This window comes from Thermococcus camini (genome assembly GCF_904067545.1).
Lineage (GTDB): Archaea > Methanobacteriota_B > Thermococci > Thermococcales > Thermococcaceae > Thermococcus > Thermococcus camini.
In genome coordinates this window covers 304,405-314,372 of the sequence record NZ_LR881183.1, presented here as the reverse complement: position 1 = coordinate 314,372, position 9,968 = coordinate 304,405, and the positions used below count along the sequence as shown (strand labels likewise).

Here is a 9,968-nt window from a genome sequence, read left to right as displayed (position 1 = left end):
TGAAAAACCCCTTCAGGAGGGGGTTTGGAGAAAGGTTTAAATACCCGAACCCACAATTACCATCAAGGTGAGTGTTATGGGAGTGCTGACCAAAGAGCAGATTATCGAGATGATCGAGGGGCAGAAGGGCCTTTCGAGGGATGAAATCGAGGAAAAGATAACCCAGATCGCGGTCCGCGAGGGCATCTCGGAGCACGCCGCGGCCGTTATGCTGGCCGAGGAACTCGGGGTCAGCCTTGAGGGAAGGGAAGAGCTCCTCCACATAGCAGACTTGGTTCCTGGAATGACCGGCGTTAACGTCGTTGCGAGAATAATAAGGAAGTACCCGCCGAGGGAGTACAAGAGGAGGGACGGCTCAACCGGCCACGTGGCCAACCTCATAATCTACGACTCAACAGGCAAGACGCGGCTCGTTCTCTGGGACGGCCTCGTCGCCAAGTATTACAACGAGCTCAACCCCGGGGACCTCATCAAAATAATCGACCCCAGTGTGAGAGAAGGCAGGAACGGTATAGAGCTCCACGCCAACTTCAGAACGAGGATAATCCCGAACCCGGAGGATCCGAGGGCCGAGGAGATACCCCCGCTCGAGGAGGTCAGGAGCTATAACTATCAGAGAAGGAAGATAGGCGAGCTGATGGGAGGGGAGAGGTTCATCGAGGTTCGCGGAACGATTGCGAGGCTCTACCGCGTTACCGTCTACGACGCCTGCCCGCAGTGCAGGAGGAAGGTGGACTACGACCCGACCACGGAGTCATGGATATGCCCGGAGCACGGCGAGGTGAAGCCCACGAAGATAACCATAATGGACTTCGGCCTCGACGACTCGACCGGTTACATAAGGACGACCCTATTCGGAGACGATGCCGCGGAGCTTATCGGCAGGGACCCCGAAGAGATAGCCGAAAAGCTCAGGGAGCTCGTTGAGAGCGGATTGACCCTCAGGGAGGCCGGAAGGAAGCTCGCGGAGGACGAGTATTACTACCTGCTGGGCAGGGAGATAGTCGTCAGGGGCAACGTCGTGGACGACAAGTTCCTGGGACTCATACTGAAGGCCTTTGGCTGGGACGAGGTCGATCCGAGGCGCGAGATAGCCAGGGTGAGGGCCGAGCTGAAAAAGGCCCTAACGGAGCTTGAGGGTGGTGAGTGAAATGGAGGAAGTCAGGTTCAGGCGCAGAAAGCCCGCCGTCGAGAGGAAGATAAGCGAGATACGCGACGACGATACAAGGATTTCACTCATCGGCAAGGCATTCAAGGTCGATAAGATGGACTACACCTTCTGGCTCGACGACGGAACCGGCGTCATACTCATAGAGAGCGAGGAGAACGTCCTTCCCGCGGAGGGGCAGGTGGTCAGGGTCATAGGACGCGTGATAAGGAACGAGGAGGAAACCCACATCTACGGCGAGGTCGTTCAGGACTTCAGCAATGCTGACCTGGAAGCCCTTGAGGAGATAAGGGAGCTCGAAAGGAAGGTCCTGCCCAAGGTGGAGGGCATCGTGGAGTTCTTCGGGGGTGAGGAGATATGAAGAAGCGCCTGCCAGCGAGCAGGGTCTACATCAGGGACATCATCGACGGCTACTACGTCAGGAGTGAGGGCGACTTCGAGCCGAACTACCTGATAACCAAGGACGCCAGAAAGGTTTACCGCGTCAAGGTGGTCGCCACGGTCGTCCGCGAGCCGGTGATAAGCGAAGACGAGACCTACGGCAAGCTCCAGATCGACGACGGAACCGGGACGATATGGGTTCTCGGCTTCCGCGACGACACGCGCTTTGTGAGGCTCGTGAAGAAGGGCGACCTCGTGCAGATAATCGGAAAGGTCGGGGAGTGGCGCGAGGACAAGCAGATACTCGTTGAAGGAATAACCAAAGTCGAGCCCAACATGTGGATACTCCACCGCTTCGAGACCCTCAAAGAGAAGGTCGAGCACGCAGAGAAGGCCAGGATGGCCTTTGAGATATACGACAAGTACGGCATCACCGCGAAGGCAAAGGTCATCGCCAAGAACCGGGGCGTGAGCGAGGAGATGCTGATAACGATAGACGAGCTCTACACCATGATGCTTGAGCAGAGAAGCACGGAGGAAGCTCTGTTCGAAGAGGAGGAAATCATCGAAGCCGAAGAGGCCAAAGAGGAGAACCCCGAGCTTGAGAAAGCCAAGAAGGCAGTCCTCGACCTGCTCCAGGAGAAGGGCAAAGCTTTGTCGCACAAGTTCATCGTCAAGAAGCTCTCCTCCGACTTCGAGGAGGGGCTCATCGAGGACGCAATCACACAGCTCCTCGCGGATGGGGAGATATACGAGCCGGAGATAGGCTACTACGAACCCCTCTGACATTCTCTTTTTAACTCGGAGCACTGGAAATAGGAAAGGTAAGGAAGCTCAGTACTGCTCCCTCATCGTTCTTATGACCGGGTCGTGGATGAGCGTAGAGGTTATGCTGTCCACCATCCGGAAGAACTCGTCGCGGCCCTTCTCAAGGGGCATGTTCTCCAGCCGTATCAGCTCGCAGCCGCTTCCGAGAATCCACTTGCCCAGGAGTATCTTTTCCCTGTCCCCTTTTCTGAGGTCCAGCCTGGCGAGGCCGTAGGGTATGTCCGCGGTCCACCAGTTGGCCCTGAACGTAACGCTCCAACCGGCGTTCTCCACGGCCTCAGCGAGTTTCTCAATGGTCATGCCGGGCCCGTAGGGTGTTTTGAACGTAACGACGGTCCAGAGACCGTCCCCCTCAAGCGCACGCGCAAGTTCATCCTTAAACTCCATGAACTTCACCTCCGGTTCTAGTTTCTCAGGGTTCAGACCAGCGCCGCAACCAGGAAAGCCATCACAGCGAGGAATATGCTCACCTTCAGCAGCTTCTGGGAGCTGTGGGCCGCTTCCCTATCCTGGGAGCGGAGTATGAGGTATGCCGCGTAGAGGATTATAAGGTCAACCGGCACCATCGCGTAGTAGCCGAGACCGACCCCCGCCGTTATCGGGAGGAAAGACGCCACCACCGTCAGCACCGCGAAGGCCGCACCAAGGTAGGCCGCGTTCCTCTTCCCCCACACTATGGGCAGGGTTCTGGCACCCTTCGCAAGGTCACCTTCAACATCCTCTATATCCTTTATAACCTCGCGCGCCACGTTGACCAGGAAGGCACACACCGCCAGGTAGCCGGCCAGGCCAAGGTGCTCAACGGAGACCGCACCATAGAGCGGCGTCGCACCGGTCAGGCCAGCAACGACGAGGTTACCGACGAAGGGCAGAGGTTTGAGCTTCCAGGCGTAGAGGAACATGGCGGCGTACGCTATAATGGCCAGCAAGAAGGCGTAGACGTTTATCATGTACGCTAACACCAGCCCCACCGCGAATAGCAGCAGGGAGTAGTAGAGCGCCGTTCTCCTGTCCATGGCACCCCTGGGGAGCGGTCTGTCAGGACGGTTTATTTTATCTATCTCGTAGTCAAAGTAGTCGTTTATGGTGTTGCCCCCGGCGCACCCCAGGGTGACCACCAGGAAGACGAGGGCCGTCGTCAGGGCGTCGGGGAGGTGACCAACCGCCACGATCGACCCGAGGATACCCACCACTCCGGCCAGGGCGCAGTTGTGGGGCCGGGTTATCTCGATGAAGGCCTTGAATTCCATTAGGCTCACCTAATTCGATTAGGTTATTAACTTAAAAATCTTTGCTACAGCTCCTCCCGCCTGAGGAGACCAAGTTCCTCGCCATTTTCAAGCACCTGTATACGGCCAAAGCGCAGTTCCACTGCATTCTCAACCTCTTCCTCAGAGAGGGGGGTGAGGACCTGAGCCTTCATTCCGCTGAAGTTTATCCACTTCAGTATGCCAACACCCATACATAGACCCTCTCCGTCCATGAAACCCACGAGGAGGTTGCTCAGCCTCTCAAAATCAACGGTGTGGATGGCTGGGCGGCCGTACTGCCTCGAAAAGCCCTCCGCATCGACCTTGACGACGGTGTAGTGCTCCCCCTTCCACCCGGCCACCACAAGCCATTTGAAGAGCGTGGAGAGCAGTTCGCGCTCCTCCTCCCTCAGGGGTCTGCCGCGGAAGAGCTCCGTACCCCCAGGAATCACCTTCGTCAGATCCACCTCAACAGTCCTGGAGTTTGAAAAGTACGCCTTCCACTTCTCCTTCCGGACTTCCCTGCGTTCCCGGCGCGAGTGTTCCCTCGCGGCGGGGCTGACCGAGAGCGTGACGATTTCACCGTACGGGGCGAGGACCTTTCGCAGGTATTCCATCTCCCCTGCCCGCTCAAGCAGAACGATGATGTCCGGCCTAACGAGTTCGGCTTTGAGGCGCTTCAGCTCAACCCCCGTTCCCGTGACGAAGCCGGTGGTGTCTATCAGCACAACGTCCGCCTTTTCAGCGGCGATGTCCGTGAGCCTCTTAACCCCCACCGCCATCTCACCGACGTACTGGCCCGGGGTGGTTGTTCCTATGAAGTAGTGGGCGTGTCCCCTGAGTTCGCTTGGGCTGGAGAACGGCCCGTCCACGAAGGCAAGGCTGACCGTTGCGGGCGGGAGGATTCCCTTCTGACCAACGTCGCTGTCCACAATCGCGACCCGAAGACCCCTCTCAGCCAGGCCGTTGGCCAGGAACGTGAGGAGAGTAGTCTTGCCGCTGTCGGTTCCCCCAACGAGCATAACCCGAAGGGGCCGGTCTCTGGAGGACAGTTCATCGAGAAGGACAAAACGATCCTCGGGGACATCCGTGGTGTATCCCGCCTTGTTCATGGGAGCACATTGGAAAGAGAAATTAAAAAGATAACTGCAGCACAACCGGAAAGACTCGGAACCCAAATGTGGAGCCAGCGACCCCGGCCGGGATAAGAAGCTCAAGACATGGAGGTCGGAACATATACGATGAAAAGACTTATAAGATATGTTATATGCCACAGAATATAGGCCAACAAAAATTTGACATTGGCCCGGAAAATCGTTGGTTTAATAAACATGTAAATAAGAATCATGCAAAAGGAGGTTTAAAAATGGAGGAGAAGGCCACCCTTACCCCGAGGCAGATCAAACTGCTCAGGAAGTTCCACGAAGAGGGCAAGACCATAGAGGTTCACACCGTTGAGAAGACCCAGGATGAGCTTGCGGAAGAGCTCGGTATAACCAGACAGGCTCTCAGCAATCACCTCAAGGTTCTCAAGGAGCTGGGCTACATAAGAACCGGAAGGGGCTTCATAGACCTAACCGACAGGGCCCTTGACCTTCTTGGCGAGAAGAAGGGCGATGTGTTTGTGTTCGTGAGAATAGAGCCCACGAAGAGAAGGCAGGTTTACGAGGCGATAAAGAGGCTCAAAATAAAGAAGATATACCGCGTCACCGGTGACATAGACCTCATCATTGAGGCGGACAAGACCCGCCTCGACGAGATACTCGAGGAGATATCCTCACTCGACGGCGTCAAGGAGACCATCACCCACATCGTCCTCGAAGTCCTCTGACTCCGTTTCCGCGGAGGGCTTTTCCCTTCCCTCCTCAATCTTCTTCTCCATGAGCTTCCTTAACTCAAGGAGGTTCTTCCCGAACTTGGCGGATATAGGTATGAAGGTCTCGGGTACCTCGCTGTAGGGAACGCCGAACTTCTCGGCGAGAAAGTTTATGGTTTTCTGAAGGTTCCTTACCTTGTCCATCTTGTTGACCGCGACTATCACCGGAATCCCCAGCTCTCGGAGGAAGGCGTAGAACTCCACGTCGATAGGTATCTCCCCGCGCTTCTCCCAGCGCTCTATTATCTCCGGGGCGGCTTTGCCGTCGACAACCAGAACAGCCAGCTCGATGTCACCGGCATTGTCCTCGATGAAGTGGACTATCTCGTCCTTTATGCGCTCCTGCTTCGCCTTTGGAACGCCGCTCATGAAGCCGAAGCCCGGCATGTCCACCACCAGCTTCCCGCGCCAGTTTATCTCCACCGGCTTTCTGGTAACCCCTGGCCTCTTGCCCCTCTTGACCCACTTGCCGGTCAGGCGGAAGATGAGCGTGCTTTTGCCAACGTTCGAACGTCCCACGAATATTATCATCCATCTCACCGTAAGCGATGAAGCTTTTTCGCCTTATAAGCCTTGGCGGAAAAGTTAAGTATGCCAAGGTACAAGTCACACCGGTGGTGTTATGGTAGAGGGCGGCGAAACCAAGGCCAACCAGCTCATCAACAAATTCGTCATATCCCTGACGGATGGGAAGATACTGGGCTACGTTACCGATATAAACGTTGAGGTTGAAGGCGACCAGTTCTACTTCATCCTCAAAATGAAGGAAGTGGAGAACCTTGGAAAGGGCCAGAGCATGTTCTCCAGCGAGAGGAAGCTCAAGATAAGGCCAAACGATATAGTCAACGTTGGGCCGGACGTTATAATCCTTGGGAACGGTAAAGTCCCGCCCCTCAGGGAGATAGAGAGGCTCAACCAGATAGCCGAGGAGTACAACGCCCTGGTGAGGGAGCTTGAAGCCAAGGAAAGGCTCATAGAGAAGCTCAAGGAGGAAAACTATGGCCAGACCAAGCAGCTGGATGAGCTCCAGCGCGAGCTGAGAAAGCTCCAGGTCATGAAGGAGGACTTTGAGCATCTCAAGGAGCAGCTGGTGAGACAGGAGGGTCAGCTTGAGATGGCCAAGGACTACATACGGCTCCTGGAGGGCCTCAGGCACGACATAGACAAGATAAAAGAGGACGTTGACAGGCTCCTGCAGACCCAGCTGGAGGAAGTTGTTAGGGGAATAATCAACGAAGAACTGAACGCAAGGGGATTAAAGAAGACGAGCTTCATTTAGCTGAAGAGTTGCGGGCCAAAGGCGTGCAGGAGTATCTCCAGGGCCACGAGTATGAGCGTCACCGCGATGACGCCCCTCGGGCTTATCTTTATCGCCTTGGTGTCCTCGTCGAAGAACCTCATGAGACCGGCGCCGGTCGGGGGAAGTGTGGTCTTCTCCTTTGCCATTTTCTCTCACCTCTTAAAGGGGTAGGGTTCTCCAATATATAAAAAAGTTGTGATCGGCACCATCCCTCGCCTGTTCAGAGGAAACTTTTTAAATACCAAACCACAGCGCTCACTGGATAAGGGGTTTACCCAATGAATCCCGCTAATGACATAGGAGGTGGGAGGAAATGGCGACCTTTAAGCTCGTTATATCCAACCCGAAGAACGGCATAGCCAGGCAGGTCGAGATAAGCGGCGAAGAGGCCGAGAGGCTCATAGGAAAGAGGATTGGAGAGGAGATACCGGCGAGCGAGCTCGGACTCAACCTCACCGAGATATTCGGCGAGGAGATCCCGGGCGATGTTAAGCTCAGGATAACCGGTGGAACCGACAAGGACGGCTTCGCAATGAGGCCAGATGTCCACGGCCCGAGGAGGGTCAAGATCCTCGTCTCCAGGGGGCCCGGCTTCAGGCCCAAGGAGAGGGGTGAGAGGAGGAAGAAGACCGTTCGTGGAAACACCATCAGCCCCGAGATCGTCCAGATCAACATGAAGCTCGTCTTCTGAGCTTCCTCCTTCCCCCAAACTTATCGCTTTTCTATTCGGCTCAAGTTCTCCCTATCGAGGTAACCTTAATAAATGTCCCCGCGGTCTAATCTTAGGGGTGAGAGAAGATGACAAAGAAGAAGGAGTTTAGACAGGCGGAAGTTAACATCGGAATGGTTGGTCACGTTGATCACGGTAAAACGACACTCACAAGGGCCCTGACCGGCATCTGGACCGACACCCACAGCGAAGAGATGAGAAGGGGCATCACAATCAAGATAGGTTTTGCCGATGCGGAGATGAGGAAGTGCCCGAACTGCGGAAGGTATTCAAGCTCACCGGTGTGCCCGTACTGCGGCCATGAGACCGAGTTCGAGAGGCGCATTTCCTTCATAGACGCCCCCGGTCACGAGGCGCTGATGACAACGATGCTCGCCGGTGCCTCCCTCATGGATGGTGCCGTTCTCGTCATAGCGGCCAACGAGGGAATAATGCCCCAGACCAGGGAGCACCTCATGGCCCTCCAGATAGTCGGGAACCAGAACATAGTGATAGCCCTCAACAAGATCGAGCTGGTTGACAGGGAGAAGGTTATCCAGCGCTACAACGAGATAAAGGAGTTCGTCAAGGGCACGGTTGCCGAGAACGCCCCGATAATCCCGATCTCTGCCCTTCACGGCGCGAACGTCGACGTTCTCCTCGCGGCGATAGAGGAGTTCATACCAACCCCGAAGCACGACCTCAAGAAGCCGCCCAAGATGCTGGTGCTCAGGAGCTTCGACGTCAACAAGCCGGGAACCAAGCCCGAGAAGCTCGTCGGCGGCGTCATTGGAGGTTCGATAATCCAGGGCAAGCTCAAGGTCGGCGACGAGATAGAGATTCGCCCCGGCGTCCCCTACGAGGACCACGGCAGAATAAAGTACGAGCCGATAACCACCGAGATAGTCTCCCTCCAGGCCGGCGGAAGGTTCGTGGACGAAGCCTACCCCGGCGGTCTTGTCGGTGTCGGCACCAAGCTCGACCCGTACCTCACCAAGGGCGACCTGATGGCCGGAAACGTCGTCGGAAAGCCCGGCCAGCTGCCGCCGGTCTGGGACGACCTCAGGCTTGAGGTTCACCTCCTTGAGCGCGTCGTCGGAACCGAGGAGGAGCTTAAGGTCGAGCCGATAAAGAGGAGAGAAGTGCTCCTCCTCAACGTCGGAACCGCGAGAACTATGGGCCTCGTCACCGGCCTCGGGAAGGACGAGGTCGAGCTCAAGCTCCAGATACCCATCTGTGCCGAGGTCGGCGACAGGGTCGCCATCAGCAGACAGGTCGGCTCAAGGTGGCGCCTCATCGGCTACGGCTTCATAAGGGAGTGAGCCCTCTTCTTTTTCACTAACTTTCGGTGAGGCAGATGCCAGAGAGGCGGGAATGGCTGGTGATTCCGGACACGAACTTTCTGCTGGTTCCGGGGCAGTTCGGCGTTGACATAATCGGCGAACTGAATAGGGTTCTCGACGTGAAGTTTAGAATAGCCGTTCCCAACGTCGTCCTTCAGGAGCTGGAGGTCATAGAGAGGAAGTCCCGCGGGAAGGATTTGCTCGCCATCAGGATGGCCAAAAAGCTCGCGGAGAGGTTCGAGGTCGTTGAGATAGGCCGCTTTGGTGAAAAGCCTATAGACGACCAGATATTCGACTTCGCTGTGAAGAACGAGCACGTTATAGTGTGCACCAACGACAAGGGATTAAAGAGAAGGCTGAGGGAGAAGGGCGTTCCGGTCGTTTATCTCCGCTCGAAGAAGATTCTAGAGCTTGAGGGAATGCTGGAGTAACTAAACGTCCATTATTTCAAGGAAGTCAACTCGTTCAAAGTCAGAATCGAAGGTAGCTATCTTTTTGATACCTTCAATCCTGCACGTCAATGCTATGGAAGCGTCGTTTGGGAGGAGTCGATAATGAGATTACCCCAAGAAGGTCGTTCACGGAATACGCTGGGTTCACAAGCGTAAAATCTGACAAAAGCTCCCTAACGGGTGACAAATCCATGCTAATCTTCGGGAACTTTTTCTTTAAGTTGTACGGGCTCAAACCTGTTGTCAACCGTAGATACCCATAACTCACTTCAGAGAGAACAACAGGATTAATGACACCTTCAATTTCTCCCAACTCAACGAGTTCAATAAGACTGCGGGCTTTTTCCTCGCCTCCAAGGAACTTCAGGAACAAGTTGCTGTCAAAGAACACCCTCATTCTCTATCTCCTCTATGACCTCTTCAACGTCCTCCTTTTTAAATATGCCAAAGTACCTGTCAATCCTACCCGGCTTTTTAAGGACGATGATTACCTCTTCACCTTCTTTTAAATCAAGCCTCTTCTCAGGAACCAGCACCCCATGCCTGTAAACTGCCCTCACACTTTCCATACCTACCACAGCTATTATTTCAGTGACCTCATATTTATCCATTTCGACACAATTCTTAAAACACCCTCTCCTCCACGTCCTTGGGTGGAAAA

Annotated in this window: 16 protein-coding genes; 8 read left to right on the top strand and 8 right to left on the bottom strand. The window is 55.2% G+C overall.

Features of this window, described 5'->3' with window-relative positions; translation table 11 throughout:
- Nucleotides 1-76: 76 nt before the first annotated feature.
- The 3 genes from TIRI35C_RS01565 to TIRI35C_RS01555 are packed head-to-tail and all read left to right on the top strand — an operon-like array spanning nucleotide 77 to nucleotide 2,335.
- The gene (locus TIRI35C_RS01565; protein WP_188202931.1) at nucleotides 77-1,150 is read left to right on the top strand and encodes an OB-fold nucleic acid binding domain-containing protein; all 1,074 of its coding nucleotides are present in this window, start codon (nucleotides 77-79) and stop codon (nucleotides 1,148-1,150) included.
- A 1-nt stretch (nucleotide 1,151) separates the two neighbouring features.
- Nucleotides 1,152-1,529, top strand: a complete 378-nt coding sequence (locus tag TIRI35C_RS01560) for a replication protein RepA (protein ID WP_188202930.1) — start codon at nucleotides 1,152-1,154, stop codon at nucleotides 1,527-1,529.
- The gene (locus tag TIRI35C_RS01555; RefSeq protein WP_188201495.1) at nucleotides 1,526-2,335 is read left to right on the top strand and encodes an OB-fold nucleic acid binding domain-containing protein; all 810 of its coding nucleotides are present in this window, start codon (nucleotides 1,526-1,528) and stop codon (nucleotides 2,333-2,335) included. Before TIRI35C_RS01560 ends, TIRI35C_RS01555 begins: the two co-directional genes overlap by 4 nt.
- 48 nt (nucleotides 2,336-2,383) lie before the next feature.
- On the opposite strand, the gene TIRI35C_RS01550 is transcribed toward TIRI35C_RS01555, so the two are convergent.
- The 3 genes from TIRI35C_RS01550 to TIRI35C_RS01540 are packed head-to-tail and all read right to left on the bottom strand — an operon-like array spanning nucleotide 2,384 to nucleotide 4,739.
- Nucleotides 2,384-2,764 (bottom strand): ribonucleoside-triphosphate reductase, encoded by a 381-nt coding sequence (locus tag TIRI35C_RS01550; protein WP_188201494.1) that lies wholly within the window; start codon nucleotides 2,762-2,764, stop codon nucleotides 2,384-2,386.
- A 32-nt stretch (nucleotides 2,765-2,796) separates the two neighbouring features.
- Nucleotides 2,797-3,627, bottom strand: coding sequence for a geranylgeranylglycerol-phosphate geranylgeranyltransferase (locus TIRI35C_RS01545; protein ID WP_188202929.1), 831 nt, complete (start codon nucleotides 3,625-3,627; stop codon nucleotides 2,797-2,799).
- Nucleotides 3,628-3,671: 44 nt separating this feature from the next.
- On the bottom strand, nucleotides 3,672-4,739 hold the full coding sequence (locus TIRI35C_RS01540) for a Clp1/GlmU family protein (RefSeq protein WP_188201493.1): 1,068 nt from the start codon (nucleotides 4,737-4,739) through the stop codon (nucleotides 3,672-3,674).
- A 254-nt stretch (nucleotides 4,740-4,993) separates the two neighbouring features.
- On the opposite strand from TIRI35C_RS01540, the gene TIRI35C_RS01535 reads away from it, so the two are divergent.
- Nucleotides 4,994-5,458 carry an Lrp/AsnC family transcriptional regulator gene (locus tag TIRI35C_RS01535; protein WP_188201492.1) on the top strand — a complete coding sequence of 155 codons (465 nt, stop codon included), beginning with the start codon at nucleotides 4,994-4,996 and terminating at the stop codon, nucleotides 5,456-5,458.
- Here the strand turns inward: TIRI35C_RS01535 and engB are convergent.
- Entirely contained in the window at nucleotides 5,405-6,034 is a 630-nt protein-coding gene (gene engB, locus TIRI35C_RS01530) for a GTP-binding protein EngB (RefSeq protein WP_188202928.1), read from the bottom strand. The two genes, TIRI35C_RS01535 and engB, sit on opposite strands and share 54 nt — an antisense overlap.
- A gap of 91 nt (nucleotides 6,035-6,125) precedes the next feature.
- Here engB and TIRI35C_RS01525 point away from each other — a divergent pair, with 91 nt between their 5' ends.
- A complete protein-coding gene (locus tag TIRI35C_RS01525; RefSeq protein WP_188201491.1) occupies nucleotides 6,126-6,782 on the top strand; it encodes a hypothetical protein in 657 nt (218 codons plus the stop codon).
- Here the strand turns inward: TIRI35C_RS01525 and TIRI35C_RS01520 are convergent.
- Nucleotides 6,779-6,949, bottom strand: coding sequence for a preprotein translocase subunit Sec61beta (locus tag TIRI35C_RS01520; protein WP_188201490.1), 171 nt, complete (start codon nucleotides 6,947-6,949; stop codon nucleotides 6,779-6,781). The genes TIRI35C_RS01525 and TIRI35C_RS01520 overlap by 4 nt on opposite strands.
- 167 nt (nucleotides 6,950-7,116) lie before the next feature.
- On the opposite strand from TIRI35C_RS01520, the gene TIRI35C_RS01515 reads away from it, so the two are divergent.
- The 3 genes from TIRI35C_RS01515 to TIRI35C_RS01505 all read left to right on the top strand — a co-directional run bounded on the left by TIRI35C_RS01515 (nucleotide 7,117) and on the right by TIRI35C_RS01505 (nucleotide 9,286).
- Nucleotides 7,117-7,494: a 30S ribosomal protein S6e gene (locus TIRI35C_RS01515; RefSeq protein WP_058939414.1), complete on the top strand. Its 378-nt coding sequence runs from the start codon at nucleotides 7,117-7,119 to the stop codon at nucleotides 7,492-7,494.
- Between the two features lie 107 nt (nucleotides 7,495-7,601).
- Nucleotides 7,602-8,834, top strand: coding sequence for a translation initiation factor IF-2 subunit gamma (gene eif2g / locus TIRI35C_RS01510; protein ID WP_188201489.1), 1,233 nt, complete (start codon nucleotides 7,602-7,604; stop codon nucleotides 8,832-8,834).
- 35 nt (nucleotides 8,835-8,869) lie between these two features.
- A complete protein-coding gene (locus tag TIRI35C_RS01505) occupies nucleotides 8,870-9,286 on the top strand; it encodes a PIN domain-containing protein (protein WP_188201488.1) in 417 nt (138 codons plus the stop codon).
- On the opposite strand, the gene TIRI35C_RS11190 is transcribed toward TIRI35C_RS01505, so the two are convergent.
- Genes TIRI35C_RS11190 through TIRI35C_RS01490 form a run of 3 tightly spaced genes read right to left on the bottom strand, consistent with a single transcriptional unit; the run spans nucleotide 9,287 to nucleotide 9,918 of the window.
- Nucleotides 9,287-9,376 (bottom strand): hypothetical protein, encoded by a 90-nt coding sequence (locus TIRI35C_RS11190; RefSeq protein ID WP_281400310.1) that lies wholly within the window; start codon nucleotides 9,374-9,376, stop codon nucleotides 9,287-9,289.
- Nucleotides 9,360-9,704 carry a PIN domain-containing protein gene (locus TIRI35C_RS01495; RefSeq protein WP_188201487.1) on the bottom strand — a complete coding sequence of 115 codons (345 nt, stop codon included), beginning with the start codon at nucleotides 9,702-9,704 and terminating at the stop codon, nucleotides 9,360-9,362. Before TIRI35C_RS01495 ends, TIRI35C_RS11190 begins: the two co-directional genes overlap by 17 nt.
- Complete coding sequence (locus tag TIRI35C_RS01490; RefSeq protein WP_246454644.1) at nucleotides 9,688-9,918, bottom strand: antitoxin family protein; 231 nt, start codon at nucleotides 9,916-9,918, stop codon at nucleotides 9,688-9,690. The genes TIRI35C_RS01495 and TIRI35C_RS01490 overlap by 17 nt, the downstream gene beginning before the upstream one ends.
- Nucleotides 9,919-9,968 lie beyond the last annotated feature (50 nt).

What these genes read in the sequence shown, in the direction of transcription:
- TIRI35C_RS01520 (WP_188201490.1), bottom strand. Translation starts at nt 6,949, where the DNA reads ATGGCAAAGGAGAAGACCACACTTCCCCCGACCGGCGCCGGTCTCATG.
- eif2g (WP_188201489.1), top strand. Translation starts at nt 7,602, where the DNA reads ATGACAAAGAAGAAGGAGTTTAGACAGGCGGAAGTTAACATCGGAATG.
- TIRI35C_RS01495 (WP_188201487.1), bottom strand. Translation starts at nt 9,704, where the DNA reads ATGAGGGTGTTCTTTGACAGCAACTTGTTCCTGAAGTTCCTTGGAGGC.
- TIRI35C_RS01545 (WP_188202929.1), bottom strand. Translation starts at nt 3,627, where the DNA reads ATGGAATTCAAGGCCTTCATCGAGATAACCCGGCCCCACAACTGCGCC.
- TIRI35C_RS01525 (WP_188201491.1), top strand. Translation starts at nt 6,126, where the DNA reads ATGGTAGAGGGCGGCGAAACCAAGGCCAACCAGCTCATCAACAAATTC.
- TIRI35C_RS01550 (WP_188201494.1), bottom strand. Translation starts at nt 2,764, where the DNA reads ATGGAGTTTAAGGATGAACTTGCGCGTGCGCTTGAGGGGGACGGTCTC.
- TIRI35C_RS01490 (WP_246454644.1), bottom strand. Translation starts at nt 9,918, where the DNA reads ATGGATAAATATGAGGTCACTGAAATAATAGCTGTGGTAGGTATGGAA.
- TIRI35C_RS01560 (WP_188202930.1), top strand. Translation starts at nt 1,152, where the DNA reads ATGGAGGAAGTCAGGTTCAGGCGCAGAAAGCCCGCCGTCGAGAGGAAG.
- TIRI35C_RS01565 (WP_188202931.1), top strand. Translation starts at nt 77, where the DNA reads ATGGGAGTGCTGACCAAAGAGCAGATTATCGAGATGATCGAGGGGCAG.
- TIRI35C_RS01505 (WP_188201488.1), top strand. Translation starts at nt 8,870, where the DNA reads ATGCCAGAGAGGCGGGAATGGCTGGTGATTCCGGACACGAACTTTCTG.
- TIRI35C_RS01535 (WP_188201492.1), top strand. Translation starts at nt 4,994, where the DNA reads ATGGAGGAGAAGGCCACCCTTACCCCGAGGCAGATCAAACTGCTCAGG.
- TIRI35C_RS01540 (WP_188201493.1), bottom strand. Translation starts at nt 4,739, where the DNA reads ATGAACAAGGCGGGATACACCACGGATGTCCCCGAGGATCGTTTTGTC.
- TIRI35C_RS01515 (WP_058939414.1), top strand. Translation starts at nt 7,117, where the DNA reads ATGGCGACCTTTAAGCTCGTTATATCCAACCCGAAGAACGGCATAGCC.
- engB (WP_188202928.1), bottom strand. Translation starts at nt 6,034, where the DNA reads ATGATAATATTCGTGGGACGTTCGAACGTTGGCAAAAGCACGCTCATC.
- TIRI35C_RS01555 (WP_188201495.1), top strand. Translation starts at nt 1,526, where the DNA reads ATGAAGAAGCGCCTGCCAGCGAGCAGGGTCTACATCAGGGACATCATC.